The sequence below is a fragment of the Sphingobacterium sp. G1-14 genome (assembly GCF_002196555.1).
GTDB classification, from domain to species: domain Bacteria; phylum Bacteroidota; class Bacteroidia; order Sphingobacteriales; family Sphingobacteriaceae; genus Sphingobacterium; species Sphingobacterium siyangense.
In genome coordinates this window covers 4276913-4299840 of sequence record NZ_CP021381.1, presented here as the reverse complement: position 1 = coordinate 4299840, position 22928 = coordinate 4276913, and the positions used below count along the sequence as shown (strand labels likewise).

Genomic DNA, 22928 nt, shown 5'->3' with positions numbered 1-22928 from the left:
AACGTAGTACGATGAAATTATTTAATAAACATATATTTCTTGGATTCTTTTCTCTTTCAATCATGACTTCTTGTCAGAAATTGACGGAAGTAAATGTTAATCCAAATGAAGCGACAACAACCCACCCGCAAGCTTTATTGACGAAGGTAGAATGGGATGCTTTTCGGACCTGGCACGGTACCTCACCACTATATGCCTTGAAAATGATTGTGCAAACAGATGGTGAAAATGCGAATCAAATTTATAATTGGCAAAGGGGAAGCTTTGAGCAATATGGTAATCTTCGCAATATTACCAAGATGACCGAAGAAGCTGAACGTATTGGCGCTGACAGTTATTTGGCATTAGCAAAATTTTTCCGTGCGTATTATTTTTATAATCTTACCTTAACGTTTGGTGATGTCCCTTATTCAGAAGCAGCAAAGGGTGAAAATTCAGCAATTTTTGCGCCGAAATACGATACACAGAAAGACGTTTTGGTGGGTGTATTGAAGGAGCTCGAGGAAGCAAGTATTATTCTGAAGAAGAACAATAACACCATAAATGGGGATATTATTTATGGTGGAAATAGTGGCAATTGGAACAAGTTAGTCAATTCATTTCGCCTAAAAGTACTATTGACGCTTTCGAAGAAAACGACTGATCTTCCATTTAATGCAGCAACAGAATTTTCAAAAATATTTACCAATGAGTCCAGAATCACTGATGTTAGTGGTGCTGAAGATGGGCAACTCGTCTTTTTGAATCAAGAGGGTAATCGTTATCCGGAGTTTAACTCTAGCGGTTATGGATCGGGAATGTATATGGATTCAACATTTATCCAACGATTGCAGGACCTGAAAGATCCGCGATTATTTGCCGTCGCTACACAAACAAGACTGGGTAAAGAAGCGGGTAAAGCGATTAATGACTTTACGGCTTATGAAGGCGGTGATCCGATTGTTCCTTATGCACAGGTGAATGCAAAAGCTGTATTAGGTAAATTATCGAAAGTCCACGAACGATTTTATCAAGATCCCACAGCTGAGCCATTGGTCTTATTGGGCTGTTCGGAGATGCAGTTTATTTTGGCTGAAGCCATTTTGAAAGGTTGGATAACGGGCGATCTCAATGCAACGTATACCAAAGGAGTACAGGCATCGTTCAAATTTTATGAAAAGTATGCGAAAAATTTAGGAACTTATACAAATGAAGCACAAGCGGCCAAATATCTTGAACAAAATTCGGTAAGTCTTGACGGAGCTAGCTCCAATGAGCAAAAGCTCGAACGTATCTTGATGCAGAAATACCTGCGCTCATTTCATCAGGGGGGATACTCGGCTTATTTTGATCATTTGCGCACGGGGTATCCGAGTTTCCGTAAATCTGCGAATGTGAAAACAGCCTATCGCTGGATGTATCCTCAAGATGAGTACAATAATAATACGGCGAATGTATCTGATGCGATCAAATCACAATTTGGAGGAAATGATAATATTAATTTACAGACTTGGTGGTTAAAATAATGGATTCAAGGAGGGTATTTTTAAAAAAAGCAGCCATGCTGGCTGGGAGTACAGTCGCTATAAACTGGCTGCCTGAATCAATACAAAAAGCCTTGGCGATTGAAGCTCCAAAAGGATCAACTTTTTTGGATGCCGAACATGTTGTCTTTTTGATGCAGGAAAACAGATCGTTTGACCATTGTTTTGGAACTTTGAAGGGCGTACGTGGCTTTAACGATCCCCGCGCGATGAAATTGCCGAATGGTCTACCTGTATGGATACAAGGAAATAAGGAAGGTGCATATTTTGCACCTTTCCATTTAGATATCGTCAATAGTAAATCGACTTGGATGGGGTCGCTTCCGCATGGCTGGCGTGATATGGTTGCTGCTCGTCATGACGGGAAAATGGATAATTGGTTGGAAGCAAAGAGCTCTGGTAATTCAGAATATAAGGCCATGCCTTTAACAATGGGTTATTATAACCGTGCGGATATTCCTTTTTATTATGCTTTTGCAGATGCATTTACGGTTTGCGACCAGCATTTTTGTTCTTCACTGACGGGAACGAGCGCTAATCGATCGTATTTTTGGACTGGTACAGTGCGCGAAGAACCCCGTAATCCCGAATCTGTTGCGCATGTAGACAATGGTCAGATCAACTACAAGGATGTCAAATGGAAAACCTATCCTGAACGACTGCAAAAAGCAGGGGTCTCGTGGAAAGTTTATCAAAATGAACTAAGTTTACCAGTAGGCTTTAAAGGAGAAGAGGAAGATTGGTTGGCCAATTTTACCGATAACAACCTGGAGTTTCACCAGCAGTATGGTGTAAGATATCATTTGGCACATTATCAGTGGATGAAAGAACGGGTAAAAGAGCTGCATAAATTTTTGGAAACAAATCCAAAAGAAGAATTGCTGCACAAAGCCAAAGCGGAATTGGAAGATTTGAAAAGAGATGTCATTCATTATACCCCTGAGAATTTTGAAAAGCTATCCCAGTTCGAAAAAGATATCCATCACAATGCATTTGTGACTAATCTAGCTGATCCCAACTTTCACAAACTTGATAAATTAAGTTATAAAGAAGGTGGAAAGCGGCAGGAAGTTGAGGTGCCAGCCGGAGATGTTTTTTATCAGTTTAGAAAAGATGTTGAAGATTGCCAATTACCTACAGTGTCGTGGTTAGTGGCACCTTGTCGTTTTTCGGATCATCCGGGCTCACCTTGGTATGGGGCATGGTACGTATCCGAAGTCCTCGATATATTGACCAAAGACCCTGAGGTTTGGAAAAAGACAATTTTCATCTTAACTTATGACGAAAATGATGGATATTTTGACCATATCGCTCCTTTTGTTCCGCCATTGAGCACGAACAAAGATCAGGGTGCCGTGTCAGAAATCGACACTTCGGATGAATATGTTACGCTAGAACAGGAGCGAAAAAGGAAAAATAGTAATAATGTAAGTTTTGAAAGTCCTATTGGTTTGGGCTATCGCGTACCAATGGTGATAGCTTCACCCTGGTCTAAGGGTGGTTGGGTCAATTCCGAAGTTTTTGACCACACCTCCTGTCTTCAATTTTTAGAACATTTTTTGGAGAAGAAAACGGGTAAGGTGATACGGGAAGAAAACATCAGTCAATGGCGAAGAATGGTCTGTGGCGACTTAACAACTTCTTTTCGTCCTGTAGATAACATTTCCAAAACAAGGCTTAATCCGGTAGACAGAGACGGGTATGTTGAACGTATATTCTCCGCCAGGAATAAAAAACTCCCAACAGATTTTGTGAAAATCGACAGCCAAAAACTGGAGGAAATCAAATCGACAGGTCAGTATCATGCAGCTATGCAGATGCAAGAGCAGGGATGGAAGGATGCTTGTGCTTTACCTTATGAATTGCAGCTAAAAGTACAACATACACCAACGATGCTTTCCATCAGCTCAACCTTGGAAAGAAGGCTCAATACAGCTAAAGCGGGAGCGGGCATGCCTTATTATGTTATTTCCTATGTGGCGTATGATGGCCATGCGGCGGGTAAAGTTTGGAATTTTACGGTACGGGAAGGGGATCAATTAGCGTATGAATGGGAACTCGATAAAATTGTAGGAGAGTACATATCATTTGCATTGCATGGCCCTAATGGTTTCTATCGTGCGATTGAAGGCGCAAAGTCACATATTCCAGCTATTGATGTGTATACGAAAGTAGTTGCTGGAAAGCCTATTCTTTGTGTACAATCAGAGTCGCCAAATTGGGATTTACATCTTAAAGACTGTTCCTATGATCTTTTCCATGCGAAGGCAATGCGCAAGGATGATCCTGCTTTGGTTGAAATCGATTGCAGCAAGAGTGAAGGTTGGTATGATATCGAAATAACGTGTTCAGAAGATCATGCGGTCAAATTCTGCTATGCTGGACATATAGAGACTGGTAAATCAAGTAAGACGGATCCGTTGATGGGTAAAGTAAAATTATAGCTGAACCAATTAAATACTAGGACGAAAGCGCTGTTTCACGATCGATGAACACAGCGCTTTCGCTTTTGCAAAATAGAGCAAGGATCTTTTTGTGTGGATTCGGGCAAAAATGGGATTTGTGTCTCTTGTGTCAAAACGTTATTTTTATGGTTTGGATCGTAGTTCATTACAGAGAGCTACACATCATGACGAATATGGAGGAGCAAAAAATTATTTTGGTTGAAGATGAACAGGATGTTGCTGATTTGATCGTACAAGGCTTAGGCGAGGATGGCTATAGGGTCATTCATCTGGGGCGCTCGGAAGGTCTGGAACAGCTTTTGGCGAAGCAAGATGTCTCTCTTGTGCTATTGGACATTCTTTTGCCGGGAACCAATGGCCTGGATATTTGTAAGCAGATCAGACAGTGGGGGTATACCGATTTACCTGTTATGATGCTGACTGCACTTGGTACTCCAGAAAATGTGGTGCTCGGACTCGATAATGGTGCCGATGACTATCTTTCCAAGCCCTTTAAGCTAATTGAATTGAAGGCTCGGATACGTTCATTGATCCGCAGGCAACAGTCTATCGTACAGGCAACACAACGTGAGTTACAGCCGTCGAAAGACACATTTAGTTATGGTTTTCTGAGTATCGATGATTATAAAAAAATAGCCTACTGTGAGGGGCAGGAACTCAATCTGACAAGTACAGAGTATCGTTTACTCTTGTTGTTTATTCAGAGCCCCAAAAAGGTATTTGAGAGAACGGAGCTTTTGGACAAAATATGGGGGATAAATTTCGATATTGGATCAAATGTCGTCGATGTTTATGTGAATTATTTGAGAAAAAAGATTGAAAAAATAACGAGCAAAAAAGCGATCCATACGGTTATTGGTATGGGATATGTTCTAAAAATAGAAGACTGAATATTTAAAAATGCACAATTATAATCGAAAGCTTATTTATCTCATTGCAATTCTGGTCATTTATGTGAGTTGTTTTGTTGGCTTTATTTTTTATTCCGTTACAAATTTTGCTTTTACAGATTTTTATAAACGGCTGGATCTGCGGCGAAATATTGCTGCTGAAAAATTTCTGAATAGTAAATCCGCCTCCCAGGCTGATCAGTGGAGCCTTGATTTTATAGAAAATCTCAATAATCAGCATGAATTTTTGGTAGAATTTGATAGCAATGGTGCTATTTTAAGAAGCCAGGGATTTCATCAAGAACTTTGGGATAAAATTAATAAAAAAGGAAGCTCAAATTTCAAGTCGGGTAATCAATTCTATTCAACTAAATATTTTTCGCAAAATGGTCGAAAGTATATTGTGGGCGCTTCTGCTGAAAATTACTTTTATACACACCATTTGGCCTACCTTCGTAATCTGCTTATTGTAAGTCTGATTTTGGGGATTCTCTTTATTTTCGTTGTTTCGGTTTTTATGAAACGTTCGTTCTTAAAGCCAATATTAACCATGATGAAAGAGGTGCAAGAGATTGGTTCGGAAAATCTTTATAAGCGATTGGATGAGGATAAATATAAAGGTGAGCTTCATGGTCTGGCACTTACATTTAACCGGATGTTGACGCGCTTGGAAACTTCTTTCGAAACACAAAAGAACTTTATCAGCAATGCATCACATGAGCTAAATACGCCATTGACATCCATCATAGGACAGGCAGATCTTGCTTTATCCAAAGAACGAACAACAGCGGAGTACCAGCGAACATTATTTAAGATTATTGAGTCGGCAGAGCATTTGGAAAAGAAAACAAAAGCACTTTTACTGTTGGCGCGTACAGGTTTTGTTAATAATGCGACTGCATTTAGCCCCGTTCGTATTGATCAGATCGTGATGGACGCCGAGCTGACTGTTAAGGCCATCAATGATAAATTTAAGATTATAACAGATTTCAGTCTGTTACCAGATGATAGTATGCGACTTAAGGTGAATGGAAATGCAATTTTGCTACAGCTTGCGCTATCCAATATTATCAGCAACGCGTGTAAGTATTCATCCGATAGAACCGCTTATATTGCTTTAGGGGCATTGGACAATAAAGTCTTTATTCTAATAAAAGACAAAGGTATTGGAATACCTTCCAGTGACTTGGATCATATCTACGATCCTTATTTTAGAGCGTCCAATACGAGTGGCATTGACGGTTATGGTATTGGACTTCCTTTGGCCAGAAATATTATTAAGTTGCATGGTGGGACATTGAAGGTCAATTCTGTTGTGAGTGAAGGCACCACTGTAGAAATTGAACTACCCACTTACCTTCGATTCTAATGTAGTTTTAATTTTGATCGTATTTCTAATCTCATTTTAATACTGCTGCTCGCTTTCTAATGGAAAGCTAATTTTAGATTCATTCCGTTGCCATATGTGCGTTTTAACTTTGCTAAAAAAAAGCATGGCTAAAACAACGCGTATATTAATACCTAGTGATTTTACAGTTGATTCACTCCATTTTGTGCGTCAAAGTATTGAAGAGTCAATGGCTGATTCTATCGATATTATCCTTGTGTATGGCAATAAAAGCAGCACTTCTGCGAGTGAATTACTCGGAATTGGATTGGAAGATCAACTGGAGACACTTCAATCTGAATCTTTTTTAAAAGCCTGTAGCGGAATCTATCAGCGCTATAAAAACCGTAAGCTCAGTATTTTTGCAGATATTTTGGGTACCGATAACAGTCATTATTTGCAGCATTACCTCAAAGGACAGTCTGTGAATGAGGTCATAATACCACGCGATTATACCTATAAAAAGAAAACACGCAATTTTTTTAATGTCGCTAATGCACTCCGTAAAGTCGAGAGTCAAATTCGTGCTACGATTTCATTTAAGGAGCAATCAACTATTAGAAACAGAGAGATCGGACTAATTGAATGATCGATCGGAGTTTTTACCATTGTTTTTAGCTGAAATTCATCATTTATAACTTATCTTCTATCTATTTCTTATGGGGCATATACAAGGCGGACCATCACCTTTGCAACGGTTGGCTAGCTTATTACATACTGAACGGAAAACGATCAATTATATATTTATTTATGCCATCGTCATCGGTATTTTTAGTTTGACTATTCCAATAGGGATAACAGCTATCTTTAATTTTTTAAGCAATGGAGCGATGTATAGCTCTACCTATATCTTAATTGCTTTTGTGTTATTTGGCGTGATTGTGGGCGGGGTATTATTGATCGGACAATTGACCTTAGTCGAGTATTTAGAGCAGAAAATCTTTCTAAAATCGGCGGTTGAATTTTCTTATCGCCTGCCGAGAATTAAACCTAAAGAGTTACTTGGAAAAAATCTTGTGGAGTTGGTCAACCGATTTTTTGATGTTATCATTATCCAAAAGGGAATTATCAAACTTTTGATCGATATCATCGCTGCAGTGGTGACAATTTTCTTTAGCGTGGTCTTATTATCATTTTATCATCCTGCATTTCTGGCCTTTGGCCTTATTGTCATTTTTTCTGTTATTACGATACTTGTTTTATACTATAAAAGAGGGTTGAAAACAAGTATTGAAGAGTCTGAATACAAATATGAGACGGTAGCCTATTTGGAAGCTGTTGCCGGACAAATTGACCATTATCGTGCTGATGAGACGAAAATGAACGAAGTGACAAAAACAACAGATTATATTGTCAGTAAGTATTTAGGGGCGAGGAACGATCATTTTAAGGTTTTAAAGCGTTTTTTTATTGGTTCTGTCCTACTTCGCACCCTGTTGTTTGGAGCGATGCTCTTGCTTGGATCTTATTTTGTTGTTGAGCGGCAAATGACTTTTGGTCAATTTGTTGCTGCTGAAGTTGTCATCGTTCAAATTGGTTATGCCATTGAAAAACTGATGACAAATTTGAATACTATTTTTGATATGCTTACTGGAGTTGTCAAATTGGCGGCTGTAACGGATCTTGCGTTGGAGGAGGACGCTGCGGTTTATGTTGATTAATAAGGATCGTTCGAGTCAGAAAACGCTCTCATGGAGAGATCTTTCCCATGATGCGGTTGATAAGTTATTGAAAGAGCGGGGATCCCTAGTCTTGGGGCGAATTCTTGTGTTTTCTGGGATTGTTTTTGTACTAGCACTTTTTCTCCCATGGAGGCAGACAATTCCTGGAGTAGGAACGGTTACTGCTTTACGTCCACAAGATAGACCACAGACTATCCAAAATCAGATTGGTGGCCGCATTGAATATTGGGCCGTTACTGAGGGGCAGGAAGTGAAGAAAGGTGATACGATTTTAGTGCTTTCGGAGACTTCTCAATCTTATTTTGATCCCATGTTACCATTGCGGTTAGAAGAGCAATTGAATGCCAAACAAAGCGGAGAAAATGCTGCTAATCAAAAAATGAAAGCCACTGAAGCACAGATTGAAGCATTGAAAAATGGGCTTGATTTTCAGCTTGCGTCAGCTAAAAATAAGGTGATCCAAGCTCAAAATCTGGTAAAAATAGATAGTGCAGAATTGGTCGCTGTCATGAGTTTTTTTGAGACCAGTGAAAAGCGGCTCAAACGGTACGAAGAGGGCTATCGTGACGGCTTATTTTCGTTAACAGATATCGAAACAAGGCGTTTAAATCTGCAAAATGATCGAGCTAAAGTAGTAAGTGCAGATAACAAGTTGTCGAATTCAAGACAATCATTAACAAATGCCAGTATCGAATTAAACAACATCCGCGCAAAGTATAATGAATCATTGGCGAAAGCGCAGTCCGATTTAAGTTCGGCTTTTTCCTCCAAAGCCTCAGTACAAGGGGATATCGCCAAACTGAGAAATGAGATATCCAATATTGATGTACGACGGGGGTTATATGTCGTGAGGGCTCCACAAGATGGTTTTATTGTAAAAACCTTTAAGGCAGGAATTGGTGAAAATATGAAGGAGGGTGAGTCCGTTGCGACATTACAGCCTAAAAAACCACAGCTTGCCGTAGAACTTTATGTAAACGCAATGGATGTCCCACTGATTGAGCCGGAAAGTGATGTAAGGCTACAATTTGATGGCTGGCCATCGATCCAATTTTCCGGATGGCCGTCTGTCGCGGTCGGTACCTTTGCTGGAAAAGTTTCAGTCATCGATAAAGTGAGTAGTACGAATGGCCGATTTAGGATTTTGATACGTGCAACAGTTCCTGTTCCGGAAGGAGATGAACCCTGGCCTGTTCAGTTAAATCAGGGCTCAGGTGCTTATGGAAGGGTTATTTTAAATAAAGTCCCATTATGGTATGAGATATGGCGACAGTTGAATGGCTTTCCGCCGAGTTTGGAAAGAGAACCAAAAGAAAGTGAGAAAAAGTAATTGTTATATGAATAAATTGAATTTTATTTTTATCGTGTTGTGCTTTTTTTTCTCTCCTCATCTTTCGGCTCAGGAAAAGGAGTATGGAGCAAGGAATACTTTTACCGTGGATGACATGGAAGAGCTTTTAATGGCCAATCATCCAATCGTTAAACAAGTGAATCTGCTGAGTGAAACTGCAAAAGCCCAGGTAACACAGGCTTTAGGGAAGTTTGATCCGACGTTAAATTCCAGTTTTAAAAATAAGCATTTTGGCAATACGGATTATTATAATCAGTGGAATAGTGAGCTAAAAATTCCTCTTTGGTTAGCTGGCGCAGATCTGAAAATTGCTTATGATCGAAATGTTGGTGATTATACAAACCCGCAATCCCGAACAAATAATGCAGGGCTTTCCGCAATCGGTTTAAGTATTCCATTGGGGCAAGGTTTAATCGTCGATAGCAGAAGAAATACGCTGCAGCAGGCAAAGGCTATGATCAGCTACCTCGAAGGCGAAAAGATAAAACAAATAAATGCCATTTGGTTTCAGGCACTTTCAGATTATTGGAATTGGTATTTTGCCTATCAGCAGTATCAGCTTTTATTGGAGGGTGTAAAATTGGCTGATCAACGGTTTAAAGCAATCAGTGAGCAGACGACGCTGGGAGATAAACCTGTAATTGATTCCATCGAAGCTTCGGTCGTTGTAAAAGAACGGCGGATAGAACTTTCAAAGTATGAAGTTGAACTTAAAAACGCGAAAATTGTATTGTCCAATCATCTGTGGAATGATCAACAATTTCCAGTAGAACTTCCCGATCATGCCATACCGCATAAGCTCGAAGATCCTGTTATTTTGCCAGATAATAGTGTGATCGAGGCGCTACTTGATTCGGCAAAAATTGCTCATCCCGAAATGATAAAGTTGGCGAGTAAAAATCAACAACTTCTATTTGAGGAACGTTATCGAAAAGAAATGCTTAAACCTAAATTCAATGTGTCAGGCACGCTCATTTCTAGCCGTCACGGTTTTAATGACTTTGTACCGCCGCAGTATGATTTTAATTGGCAGAATTATAAAGTAGGTTTTGAATTTGCATTTCCACTTTTTATTCGCGCCGAACGTGGGAAGCTCAAAGAGGTCCGGATTAAGCAAGATCAGCTACGATTTGAACAAGCTGTGACCGAGAGAAATATTTACAATGAAGTCGTTAAAAAATATAATGATTTAAATGCTTACAGTAAACAGATTGAACTTCAATCGATCAATATAAGTAATCAGGAACTGCTTCTTAGGGGGGAATTAAATAAGTTTGAACTGGGTGAATCAACCTTGTTTGTTGTTAATAGTAGGGAAAACAAGCTGATCGAAATGCGGATCAAGCAAGAGAAGCTGGTTACGGACTACAGAAAGGCACTAGCGGAATTATATTACAAAGCCGGAACTAAATTTTAATCCCATTTTAATCTGCATCTTTTTTTAATCTCATTTTAATATCGGTCTTAAAATTCTAATAGAAAGTTAATTCCAGATTCATTCGGTTGCCATGATGACCTATTAATTTTGTATAAAAATAATTGGATATGGCAAAGGCAATGCGTGTATTGATTCCAAGTGATTTTACGATTGATTCACTTTTTTTTGTGATTCATAGTATAGAGCAATCGAAAGCCGAAGAACTTGATATCATTCTTGTCTATGGTAATAAGAGCAGTACATCGATCAGCGAACTATTGGGAATCACATTGGATGACCAACTCAGTAATCTTCAATCGGAGGACTTTTTGAAGGCCTGCCAGATGATCTGTCATCGTTATGAAAATCGTAAGCTAAATATCTATACAGATATCATCGGCTCTGACAATCTCAATTATTTACAACATTATTTGCGCGGAGCTCGGATTGATGAAGTCAAAGTTCCCACAGATTATGAATTTGAAAGAAGAACACGGCATTTTTTCGACGTCGGACAGGCTTTGCTTCACTTGAGTAAAAGTAAACAGAAGAATGTCTCGATTGTCGCAAGACCTGGGACAAACAGAACAGGAGGAAATGTCTTGGCGGATTTATTTTTTAACAAGAAATGGGATGTTAACTATTAAGAGAAAAATATTAGCAAGGTTCAACTTCGTCTTGTTGTCCTTTTTGCTTTTAGGAGCTAGTTCAATGGTTATGTTTTATGAAAACCCCGAGCGGCTTTTAGAAGGAGAGTGGGAAGAGCAAGGTTGGTACTTTGAGAAAGTGGAGAAGTCTCCAACGTTCAAAAAACAGGCGGTTATCCATGAGGGAATAAAAGATGCTGCAATCGCTCACCTTCCACCCTTGCAGGATGGATTATGGCATTTTGAAAAAATGGGTGACAAAAATTTTATTGCCCATCATGAGGACAAACAATACAATTGGTTTTTGAAGGGACGAGGCCATATCCTTGAGCTTCGGAAAAATGATGAGCTTATAGAGAGCTTTGTCATACAAAAATTGAATAAAAACCAATTGATACTGCATCTTAACTTGGATATGCAGACGAAAGGAATCGCACGAATTGTGCTGAAAAAAGGAGGAAAGGAAAAATATGCTGAGAAAATATAGCAATCATAGAACGATTCAAGATAATATCAAATTAGGGGGAATAACTGCATTCTCTGCGGGAATGGTCAATGTCGCATCTGTCATTGTCTTTTTCTCGTTTACATCCAATGTAACAGGTTATTATGCGGTTTTTGCGCAAGAGATTGCGAAAGGAAATTGGTATCAAGGTGCAGTAGTGCTATTTTGGATTTTACTTTTTCTAGTCGGGAGTATGCTTTCGAATCTTATCATCATTCATGGTAAAGGACGTTTTAGCTCCTATCTGACACATTCCATTCCTTTGGCATTGGAAATACTGAGTATATTATTTGTCGGGATATATCTTGATGTATTTTATGAAGATTCTTTGAAAGAAACAGAGATACTTGTCGGTGCATTGCTGTTTGCAATGGGATTGCAAAATGGTTTAACAGCGAGCATATCGAATTCTGTTGTGAAAACGACACACTTGACAGGGCTAACGACAGATTTAGCAATATTGATTTCGATGTTCACTAAGGAGTCGAACCGAAGCAATAAGACATTGGTCGACAAATTCCATTTACTGCTGAGTATCGTGGGAGCCTATGTCATGGGAGGGCTTGTGAGCGGTATTTCATTCACCTATTTATCGAATAAGACATTTTACGTGGTTTGTTTTGTTCTTTTAATCATTGGTTTGTACGACCATTACAAATTGTATCTATTGAAAAAGCAATTTGTGAATCGTCATCGTCAGCCAGTGGCAGCTTAGTTGACCGAGAAAGTTCTTGGTTAACTAAGCTAAAGGGCAAATATTTTTTAATCGCATTTCAAAAAATGCGATTTTTTTTGTCTGAAAAATGCTTATCTTCAACCTCGGTTATCACGCTCTACCAATGCGCATGAAAGACTACTTAATCAATTTAAAACCACGTCATGATCAAATTCTTTTCCATCCGGCCTTTTTGGGCACTCTCTCTAATTTCTCTGTCAGTATCACCGCTCTGTGTAAAACAGGTTTGTGCGCAAGAATTGCACAGCCAAAGATCAGTACATGATCAACATAAAAACCAACAGAATCTTTTACGGGCGATCCAATTGATTGATCGGTCAATGGAAGTCTATTTTTCTGGTGAAGATTTCAAAATGCATCGTTTTTATAATCCATTTACGCAGGTTCGATCCGAAGAAAAAGCGAGTGTATGGATGTACTCTGCTTCCATAGAAGCTGTAAATGCTGTGTTGAGCGGCTTGAAAAAGCAACAAAAGGCAGGTAATACCGAGCTTTACGGAAAGTATTATTCCCGCTATGTGGATTTATTGGCTAAGCTTCATGCAAATGCAGCTTATTATTTAGGGACATTTACGCTAACATCTTTTACACAACATAAAGAATGGACGGTGTATGCTGTCGATCGCGTCCGAGAAAAAGGAAAAGCAAATGTAACGGGAGTACTGAATGTCTATGATGATCAGATGTGGCTAGTACGGGAATTATTGGAAGCTTATCATTTGACTGGGCAAGAACGCTATTTGCAAGAAGCTGAATACCTTACTGCTTATGTTCTTGATGGTTGGGACTGTACTTTGGATGAGAAAGGGAAAGAGCATGGTGGAATCCCATGGGGCCCAGGATATGTAACTAAGCATGCCTGTAGTAATGCACCGATTATTAGTCCGCTTGTTGCATTGTATGAAATCTATAAAAAGAAAGGAGATCAAATCGTTGCGCATTCCATTGATCCGAAAGATAAACTAACTCGTATTTCTAAAAAAGAGAAGAAGAGCGATTTTTATCTCCGTTATGCTAAAAGGATTTATGACTGGCAAAAGGCATATCTTCTTAATGAAAAAGGTGTTTATGCGGATATGATGGGTGATTGTTTTCCAGATTGTTCGATAGCTTATGAAACGGTCAACGGTGTACAATATCGAAAAAATACCGAGCTCAGAAAAGCGGTCGGCACGGCATTTTCCTATAACAGTGGAACGATGATTTCTGGAGCCGCCGACTTATATCGTGTTACGAAAGCAAAAAGATATTTAGAAGATGGCAAGAAACTGGCCGATGCGACTTTTACTTATTTTGGAAAGTTAGGGCAGCAGATTCCTGAGCACTATACCTATGCGACAGATGGTTTTAATAATTGGTTTAACGGCGTGTTGTTAAGAGGATATACCGCTATATTTCCCAATTATAGCAAGGCTGGACTGTATGCAAAATCTTTTCAGGATAACTTGGATTACGGCTATACCCACTTCTTGAAAGATGGATTTCTGCCGAATGACTTGCTCGGAGGCTGGGCAAATGATAAAAGTAAGAATGATTTGGAAGGAATGTTTATGTTCACTTATGCAGCACAGTATGCAACACTTGCCCAAGTTGAATCAACAAAATAGGTGCACGCTTGGACGGACACCTATTTTTATTCAGATATGATTATTTGCTGGGTTAAGATTTAGATAAAGCAGTTTGAGCGTCCTGAAATTCGGTAGGACTTTGGCCAAACTGCTTTTGGAAATTACGTGAGAAATGAGTAGCGGAACTGTAGCCCAATAAATTAGAAATTTCGTAAACTTTATATTGTTTTTGAATAAGCAGTTCTGCTGCTTTTCTGAGCCGAGTTAAATTAATCAGTTCATTGGGTGATAGGCTGGATACCACATTGATTTTGCGATAGAGTGTAGGTCTGCTCATGCAGAGAATATCGGCCATTCTATCGACATTAAACTGGGGATCATCGAGATGTTGCATAATGATTTCTTCAATCTTCAGCAAGAACTCTTGTTCACTTTGATTTTGCCCGATCTGTTGGATTTGTGACATCGGATTTTTAATAAAAAACTCCTTGACCTTAACTCTATTCTTTAATAAACTGGCTATTTGTGCTCTTAAAAAAGCGGGCGAAAAAGGTTTTTCAATGTAAGCGTCGGCACCAAATTCTAAACCCTGAATTTTTGATTCAATACTATTTTTTGCTGTCAAAAGTATAACTGGAATATGTGCATAAGCGATATCTTCCTTAATTTTTTGACAGAGCTCAAAACCATCCATTTCTGGCATCATTACATCACTTACGATCAGATCGAAATATTCAGAGGCTAATAAATCTAGGGCTTCTCTTCCATTAGAACTCGTTGTTATCTGATAATCTTCATTGAGATCATCCGCAATAAATTCAAGCAGTTCGGTATGATCATCTACTAATAATAAATTGGATTTGGCATTCATAATTATGGGTTTGTATTGTGATTCAAAGGTAACGTCAAGCTAAATACGTTCAATTGGAGGTCGTTTGTACTATATAACAAGGTACCTTGGTGTTTTAAGGTTAGGGATCTTGTCAATGCCAAGCCTAGACCACTTCCGGGAACATTCTTATTTTGCTTTAAACGATTGAATGGTTCAAAAATTCTTTCCCTTTCTTCTGAAGGAATTAAAGCTCCGTCGTTTTTCACGGTCAATATAAAGATATTTTTCTGTTTATCCATATTCAAATTCACTTCAATATAGGATGAAGAATATTTAAGGGCATTATTCAATAAGTTGTAACAAATCTTGTCGAATGCGTCGATATCGACCTGACCTATAATATCCGGCATAATGTGTGACACAATCTGCTTTCCCTGTGCCTGGAGTGTGACCGTAAAATTGTTGATGATTTCCTGAACCGTTTGGCTTATGTTTTCTGACTCAAAGTGTAATTTGAATCCTTCCGTTTCAACCTGTCTAAAATCCAGTAATTGGTTACTAAGCGCAATCAACTTCTCCGTATTGTTCTGCATGGTCAATAATAGCTTGTCTGTTACAGGATTGTGATCTACCTTATCCATAAGCTTCTCTAAGGGGGCTTTGATCAATGTCAACGGTGTGCGTATTTCATGGGCAACATCGGTGTAAAAATTGATTTTTGAACGGTAGAGTTCTTGCTCACGTAGATTTTGTACGGTTAGAAGGTGTTGTCGATTGCGTTGCTTGATCTTTTCATTGAAATGATGAATCACAAATACAATGAGCCCCATAAGGATTAGTGCGTAGCAAACAAAAGCTGGTATACTTGCCCAAATAGGAGGAAGAATCGTGATTTTAAGACTAGCAAAGGTGGGTATTGTGTTACCATTTGGATCCTCCGCTTTTACGGTAAAAACGTAATTACCGGGAGCTAACTTGGTGAAATAAGCGCGTTGATTGCTTGTAATGTCTATCCAATTGTCGTCAAGACCATCCATTTTATAACTATAGTGAATAGAATGGGGGGCTTGGTAGTGTAATGCCGCAAAATCAAGACTGAAGGATGATTCGTCGTGTTTTAGTTTGATATTTTTTGTGAATAAGATTGATTTGGATAAAATACTTGCATCGGTATATTGATTGATCGCTCTATTGTTGATGTAAAAATTAGTGATATAAATCGGTATTTGATTCTTATAGTTAATTTGGTTTAGTTTTTCCGGATTGAAACGTATAAGGCCATTGATGGTACCGAAATAGAAGTTCCCATTGTCGTCATCAAAAGATGAATTGTAATTGAACTGAATCGTCGGTAGGCCTGACTCCAAGTTGAAGATCCGTTTTCTGCCATTGGGCAGATGATAGCGTACCAGCCCTTTAGAGGTACTTACCCAGAGATTCTGTTGTTTGTCTTCTAAAAATGCGAGCGTTACGTTACTGGGCATTCCTTCTTCCAGGCCAATGTTTTCAAAACTGTCCTGATTTAATTTCTTCTTAGCCATTCCACCTTCAGTGGCGATCCAAATTTGATTTTTTGAATCCTCAAATAGACTATTGACCCTATTGTTAGGCAAAGAATTGGGGTCATTCTGATGATGTGTATAATGTTTGAAATAACGTGTGGTCGGATTATAGCAAAATAGCCCATCGCGCCATGTACCTACCCAGATATTTCCCTCTTTATCTTCCAAAATAGTCGTGTAAAACATGTATTCGGGGACATTATCAATGAGGTGAAAAGACTTTTTTTCAAAGTTAAACCGGTATAAGCCACGAGTTGATGCAGCTATAATGTCTCCTTTTCGAGTTTTATAGAGATAAAATAGAAAATTGCTTTGTAGATCAGAAGGGGTTGCATTGTTATTGCGATCGATGTGATAAATGACTTTTTGAAGCTTTGGCGAAAATATGTCCAGGCCATTGACGAAGGTGCCGATCAGTAGTTTATCACCAATAGGAAGAACGCCATGGATATTATTGTTTGCCAGATTCCCCTGCTTATCGGAAAAGTTTTGGATATTACCCGACTTAGGGTCCAGTTTAGATAGTCCTCCATTTTCGGTGCCTATCCATATATTCTGATCGATATCTTTTTTGATAATGCGTACAACAGAGCCTTTTAGGCCCCCGGGGCGATCTTGTGGGAGGAATTTTTCGATGATACTATTGTTCTTATGATAATAGTTGATCCCACCAAAATAGGTTCCCAGCCAAATACCCTCATCCTTATCCTGTAGGATGTTATAAATGGCATTGTCAGATATACCCCAAGGGTTTTCTTGTTCTTTCTGAATGTTGATGTAACGTCGGCTAGCAATTTGATAAATGAAGAGGCCAGATTCTGTTGCAAACCAATATTCATGATCATTTGGCTGTATAATATCTCTGACATAGAGAAATTGATGCAGTTGATCTGGTCCAAGGATAGACTTAAGGGATTTATCTTGAAAGCGATAGCAATAAACACCAGTTTTTGAAGTACCAATCAATAAGTCTCCGTCGCGGTTTTCCATTATTTTCTCAATACTAAACCAATCCTTAGCACCATATTTTGCTTGAAAGTCAAGCATGAGTACGGGTTTTCCGGAAGGACCTATTTGGAAGATTTTGCCTTCAGGAGTTCCAAAAAATACCGCTCCATTTTTTGTGCAGCTGATGGACGTAATGTAGAGATCTGATTTTGTAAATTGTTGAATTGCATGACTAACTAAATCATGGCAATAGAGCATTCCATTTGATATAAACCAGATCCTTTTGCGTTGATCGGTAATAATAACAGGGACGTCCGCATTTTCAAATTGTTTACTCAGCAGTCTAAATTGTTCATCGACGGGGTTGTAACAATAGATTCCCTGATCTGTACCAATCCAAATTCTCTTTCGAAAATCTTCTTTCAATGAAATGATATTATTGCCCCCCAGACTATTTTTTCCAGATTTTGATGCATCAAAATGTTTGAAATTATTACCATCAAAACGATTTAACCCATCTTTTGTACCGAACCAAAGAAAGCCCTGACTATCTTGCATACTACAAATGACAGCATTGTTAGACAATCCTTCATTGATTTGATAATGATTGAAATAATAAGGCTGTGCATGGAGCAACGCGGGGAGCAACAGAAAAAATAGAAGACGTAAAGGCTTTAGGTTGATCATGATCATTTGGTTATTGATACAAAATAGTGCTAAAATGAAACAATTTAATCTTAAAATTTCTGAAAAAATTAAGACTTTAGCTTATATATTGTAAGCGTTAAAATTATAAAAAATCTAGAAAAGGACGTATGTTCTATCTAAACAAAGATTATAAACCATTTAAAATATTACGAATGAGAGGAAAATTGACCTTGCTTGGTCTTTCTGCAATGCTGGCATTTTGTGTGTCTTGTCAGCAATCGACTGGTTCCAAAACTTCAAAAGCAGATTCTTTATCGGCCTACATGGATACCGCACAGTTCAGCGGAACTATTGATCAAAAACAGGCTTATCTATATGAACTGAGCAATAAAAATGGCGTACAAGCTTATTTTACCAATTTTGGTGCACGTTTAGTGGGATTATGGGTGCCTGACAATAAGGGGGAGTTATGCGATGTTGTTTTGGGTTTTTCTAAAGCGGCTGATTATAATAATCCCAAAGAACCATTTTTTGGTACTATTGTAGGGCCTTTTGGTAATCGGATTGCTAAGGGAAAATTTAAGTTGGATGATAAAACCTATACATTGGCGGTAAATAACGGTCCTAATACACTGCATGGAGGTTTTAAAGGTGTGCATTTTGCCAATTGGACATTAAAATCGTCAGATAAATCGTCTCTTACTTTTGCTTACACCTTACCTGATGGACACGAGGGTTTTCCAGGAAACATCCAGATGGAAGTGACTTATACGCTTAACGATAATAATGAATTGATGATTGCCTATCGTGCTACTTCCGATAAAAAGACGGTGATCAATTTGACCAACCATGCTTACTTTAATTTAAATGGTGAGGGAAGCGGTACAATTCTGGATCATCAGCTTCAATTGTTTGCGAATGAATACACACCAGTGGATAGTACACTAATACCAACAGGGCAATTAGCACCGGTAAAGGGAACAGCTTTTGATTTTACAACCTTGAAACCAATAGGAAAAGATATTAATGCCAATGATCAGCAACTGAGCTTTGGAAAGGGCTATGATCACAACTTTGTCTTAAGCAAGGAGAAAGATGGCGATTGGTACAAAGCAGCCCATGTGATTGGAGATAAATCGGGTATTGTTATGGATATTCTGACTGCAGAACCTGGAATACAATTTTATAGCGGTAATTTTATGAATGAACAAGTGCAATTGAAGAACGGGAAAAAAGACTCCTTTCGTACCGCCTTTTGCCTCGAACCGCAGCATTTTCCGGATGCCCCAAATCAGCTCAATTTTCCAACAACCGTCCTAAACCCCGGGCAAGTTTATCAAACGAAATCCCTGTATCGTTTTTCGGTAAAATAATACATATTTAATAATGATTGGTTTGAAAGTACACCACTGAAAAGAGGTGTACTTTCTCTTTTTAATAGACCTTAAAACGTTTTAGGTCTATTTTATTTCTTTGATACAAATAGGCAGTTTTTTGAGAAAAAACGAAAGTCTGTACGATTGAATATATCTTAATTTTGGACAAATCAATTATACAAACTAATCAATCTAGGTATGTTTAAGGGTCTTAAATGTCTGCCAATATCTGCTACATTGCTCTGCTGTGCGAGCAGTTTTATCCCCTTAGCAAAGGGAGCTAATTTAATTCCAGTTTCTCCAGGGGGGATCGAGTTGCAAAAAGCAATAAAAGGGGTTGTTAAGGATAAGGATGGCAATCCTATTGTAGGAGCGACGGTCGCATTGAAATCCAAACCCAATATTGCAGTCTCAACAGATGCCAAAGGTAATTTTAACTTGACAGGTGTCAATGCCGGTGAACTTTTGACCATAAGATCTGTAGGCTACCTTTCCAAAGAAGTGATGGCAATCGCTGACTTGGCAATCACTTTGGAAGATGAAAATTCGCGCATTGATGAAGTGGTCGTTGTAGGTTACGGTACGCAGAAGAAAGAATCCGTTACCGGTGCAATCACCGCAATTTCTTCTCAGGATATCTCCAGATCTGTTGCTACAACAACGTCTGGAGCCTTAGTAGGGAAGATCGCCGGTGTTAACAGCAGGATGTCGGATGGGCGTCCTGGAGCTCCAACAGGAATTAGTATCCGCAATATGGGGACACCCTTATATGTGATCGACGGTGTTCAAAAGGATGAAGGGCAGTTCAATAATTTAGATTTCAATGATATTGAATCGGTTTCGGTATTAAAGGATGCGTCTGCTGCTATTTATGGTGTGCGTGCTGCCAACGGCGTTGTTGTGGTGACGACAAAGAAGGGGAAGCGTGGCGATAATAATACCTTTAATATCAATTCATATTATGGCTGGCAGAGTATGTTTCGTTTTCCCAAGCCAGCCGATGCCAGTACTTATATCAAAAGCTATATTCAGTCTGATGCTATTCTCGGAACTGAACATCCACAATATACGTTGGCAGATCTCGAAAAATGGCAACAAGGTACCGAGAAGGGATATCGTCCTTTTGATTGGTATGATTATATTCTCAAAACTAGCCCACAAACTTATATCTCGGGTAATGTCAGTGGTGGGTCCGAAAAAATTAATTATTACCTGAGTGTAGGGCATCTGGACCAGCAGTCCATCATTCGTAATTACGGCGGCTTCAATCGTACCAATGTGCAGATGAATATTGACGCGAACGTATCAAAACGATTAAAGATTGGTGCTAATTTGAATGGGCGGATCGAACAGCGCAAACAACCGGGCGTACCTGGTGCTGACGATACTTGGCAGGCTTTATTTGCGATATATCGCAACCTGCCTACTGCACGGCCTTTTGCCAACGACAATCCTTTATATCCAACGCAGACATCGCCCAATGCGGAAACTAACTTTGCGATGCTGAATTATGATCTGTCCGGTACTTATCAGGAAAAATGGCGGGTGATGCAGTTAAATTTTAATGCGGAATATAAGATCACAAATGATTTGATCGCTAAGGGAACAGTAGGCTATTATTTGGCCAATAAATGGATGGATAATCAGGAGTTTACCTATAAACTATATGGCTACGATGAGAAGACAGATACGTACCCGGTAACTTTTAGCATGGACAACCCTTGGCGGGAGAGATCTATTTCGCAGGTTGAAGAAATCTCAACCCAATTTACCTTAAATTATAACAAGCGATTCGGCAAACATGGAATCAATGCTGTGCTTGCTGCGGAGTCCATAAAAAGGGATAATCCAGATGTTTATGTACACGATCGTCCAGCCTCTAATGCCTTGAGTTTGATCTATTTTCAGACGATGGACACCTACAATGATACTGGAGTGAATACCCAGGCGAGAGCCGGTTTTGCAGGGCGGGTCAATTATGATTATGACCAGAAGTATCTTTTGGAGCTTTCTTCGCGCTATGACGGTTCATGGAAATTCGCGCCAGGAAGCCGATGGGGATTTTTCCCTTCGGTATCTGCAGGCTGGCGTGTTTCATCTGAAAAGTTCTGGTCTGAAGGTATGAGAAAGGTATTTGACGATGTGAAGTTAAGGGGATCTTACGGTGTATTGGGCGATGATAATTTGGATGCCTGGGAATATTTTGCTTTTGGTTATCTAAGTGGATATAATTATTTCCGAAAACCAGTCCGTGATGGCTATCAAAATATCGTCGGTTCGACAATTGACGGGAAGTATGTTATCGGTTCTCAAGCACGTGGCCTTCCCGTTAAAACGCTTTCTTGGATTCAGGCCCATATGCTAAATGTTGGTTTGGACTTTAGTACACTAAAAGGTAAATTAACAGGTTCGGTAGATGTCTTCCGTCGAAAAAGAACAGGACTGCCTGCCAAGCGAGAAGATGTATTGATACCGAATGAAGTAGGCTTTAGTTTACCTTATGAAAATCTGAATTCGGATATTCATCAAGGTATCGATGGATCATTAATGTGGCGGAGTAGCGTCAATGGATTTAACTATTTCGTAGGCGGTAATTTCACTTTCGCACGGCAAACTGACGGCGAACAATATAAACCACGTTTTGGAAACTCTTTGGATCAATATCGAAAATCGATCTATGACCGTTATGCCTTTCTCAATTGGGGATTACATTCCATTGGACAATTCCAGTCGTGGGAAGAAATTGCCAATTATGATATAGACAATGACCGTAAAGGTAACTCATCATTACGGCCGGGTGATATTAAGTATGAAGATATTAATGGCGATAAAGTGATCAATGAGCTGGATGAACGGCCAATCGGATATCGACAAGGCGGTCTTCCTTATTTCAATTACGGAATTAACCTTGGCGGCCAATTTAAGGGATTTGATTTGGCAATGGATTTCACCGGAGCAGCTTTTGCTTCTTTTAATCCCAGTTATGAAGCTGTTTTCCCTTTCCATGATGGTGGCAACAATCCGCAATACTATATGGAAAACCAGTGGATGCTGAGCGATATTACGGATCCAAATAGTGCCTTGATCCCAGGAAAGTACCCTACATTAATTAAAGGAAATAGAGATCATAGTAATTATTGGCATAGCGACTTCTGGCTTACCAATGTCAACTATTTGAAATTAAGAAACCTGCAGATCGGATATACTTTACCGGAGAAATGGATGAAACCTCGAGGAATTCAGAAATTGAGGATATATACCATGATGCAGAATCTGTTTAGCATAGATAATTTGGGTGATATGAAGATCGATCCAGAAATCACAAGTGATTCGGGCGTTCAGTACCCAACAAACAAAGTTATAAACGTTGGTGTTACCTTAACTTTTTAAT

General features: G+C 39.1%; 16 protein-coding genes. 14 read left to right on the top strand and 2 right to left on the bottom strand.

Translation table 11 applies throughout. The features are described 5' to 3' along the window. The first annotated feature begins 11 nt into the window (after positions 1 to 11). The 12 genes from CBM24_RS18685 (at position 12) to CBM24_RS18630 (ending at position 14210) form a co-directional block, all read left to right on the top strand. The gene (locus CBM24_RS18685) at positions 12 to 1505 is read left to right on the top strand and encodes a SusD/RagB family nutrient-binding outer membrane lipoprotein (protein WP_088162278.1); all 1494 of its coding nucleotides are present in this window, start codon (positions 12 to 14) and stop codon (positions 1503 to 1505) included. Then, the gene (locus tag CBM24_RS18680) at positions 1505 to 3967 is read left to right on the top strand and encodes a phosphocholine-specific phospholipase C (protein ID WP_198385940.1); all 2463 of its coding nucleotides are present in this window, start codon (positions 1505 to 1507) and stop codon (positions 3965 to 3967) included. The genes CBM24_RS18685 and CBM24_RS18680 overlap by 1 nt, the downstream gene beginning before the upstream one ends. A gap of 146 nt (positions 3968 to 4113) precedes the next feature. Next, positions 4114 to 4878, top strand: coding sequence for a response regulator transcription factor (locus CBM24_RS18675; RefSeq protein ID WP_227550161.1), 765 nt, complete (start codon positions 4114 to 4116; stop codon positions 4876 to 4878). A gap of 10 nt (positions 4879 to 4888) precedes the next feature. Next, positions 4889 to 6247, top strand: coding sequence for an ATP-binding protein (locus tag CBM24_RS18670; RefSeq protein ID WP_088162277.1), 1359 nt, complete (start codon positions 4889 to 4891; stop codon positions 6245 to 6247). 124 nt (positions 6248 to 6371) lie between these two features. Further along, positions 6372 to 6854: a hypothetical protein gene (locus CBM24_RS18665; RefSeq protein ID WP_088162276.1), complete on the top strand. Its 483-nt coding sequence runs from the start codon at positions 6372 to 6374 to the stop codon at positions 6852 to 6854. Between the two features lie 70 nt (positions 6855 to 6924). After that, positions 6925 to 7926: an ABC transporter transmembrane domain-containing protein gene (locus tag CBM24_RS18660; protein ID WP_075993472.1), complete on the top strand. Its 1002-nt coding sequence runs from the start codon at positions 6925 to 6927 to the stop codon at positions 7924 to 7926. Beyond that, positions 7916 to 9277 (top strand): HlyD family secretion protein, encoded by a 1362-nt coding sequence (locus tag CBM24_RS18655; RefSeq protein ID WP_075993471.1) that lies wholly within the window; start codon positions 7916 to 7918, stop codon positions 9275 to 9277. Before CBM24_RS18660 ends, CBM24_RS18655 begins: the two co-directional genes overlap by 11 nt. A 7-nt stretch (positions 9278 to 9284) precedes the next feature. Continuing rightward, complete coding sequence (locus CBM24_RS18650; protein WP_088162275.1) at positions 9285 to 10715, top strand: TolC family protein; 1431 nt, start codon at positions 9285 to 9287, stop codon at positions 10713 to 10715. Between the two features lie 128 nt (positions 10716 to 10843). Continuing rightward, entirely contained in the window at positions 10844 to 11362 is a 519-nt protein-coding gene (locus CBM24_RS18645; RefSeq protein ID WP_088162274.1) for a hypothetical protein, read from the top strand. Next, on the top strand, positions 11349 to 11849 hold the full coding sequence (locus tag CBM24_RS18640) for a hypothetical protein (protein WP_075993468.1): 501 nt from the start codon (positions 11349 to 11351) through the stop codon (positions 11847 to 11849). The genes CBM24_RS18645 and CBM24_RS18640 overlap by 14 nt, the downstream gene beginning before the upstream one ends. Then, complete coding sequence (locus tag CBM24_RS18635; RefSeq protein WP_088162273.1) at positions 11833 to 12582, top strand: YoaK family protein; 750 nt, start codon at positions 11833 to 11835, stop codon at positions 12580 to 12582. Before CBM24_RS18640 ends, CBM24_RS18635 begins: the two co-directional genes overlap by 17 nt. 164 nt (positions 12583 to 12746) lie before the next feature. Further along, on the top strand, positions 12747 to 14210 hold the full coding sequence (locus CBM24_RS18630; protein WP_088162272.1) for a glycoside hydrolase family 76 protein: 1464 nt from the start codon (positions 12747 to 12749) through the stop codon (positions 14208 to 14210). A 52-nt stretch (positions 14211 to 14262) separates the two neighbouring features. On the opposite strand, the gene CBM24_RS18625 is transcribed toward CBM24_RS18630, so the two are convergent. Further along, positions 14263 to 15042 carry a response regulator gene (locus CBM24_RS18625; RefSeq protein WP_075993465.1) on the bottom strand — a complete coding sequence of 260 codons (780 nt, stop codon included), beginning with the start codon at positions 15040 to 15042 and terminating at the stop codon, positions 14263 to 14265. 2 nt (positions 15043 to 15044) lie between these two features. Beyond that, on the bottom strand, positions 15045 to 18200 hold the full coding sequence (locus CBM24_RS18620; RefSeq protein WP_158638847.1) for a sensor histidine kinase: 3156 nt from the start codon (positions 18198 to 18200) through the stop codon (positions 15045 to 15047). A 173-nt stretch (positions 18201 to 18373) separates the two neighbouring features. Here CBM24_RS18620 and CBM24_RS18615 point away from each other — a divergent pair, with 173 nt between their 5' ends. Both CBM24_RS18615 and CBM24_RS18610 read left to right on the top strand, forming a co-directional pair. Then, positions 18374 to 19534 (top strand): aldose epimerase family protein, encoded by a 1161-nt coding sequence (locus tag CBM24_RS18615; protein WP_075994891.1) that lies wholly within the window; start codon positions 18374 to 18376, stop codon positions 19532 to 19534. Between the two features lie 201 nt (positions 19535 to 19735). Beyond that, the gene (locus tag CBM24_RS18610; protein WP_083663683.1) at positions 19736 to 22927 is read left to right on the top strand and encodes a SusC/RagA family TonB-linked outer membrane protein; all 3192 of its coding nucleotides are present in this window, start codon (positions 19736 to 19738) and stop codon (positions 22925 to 22927) included. Position 22928 lies beyond the last annotated feature (1 nt).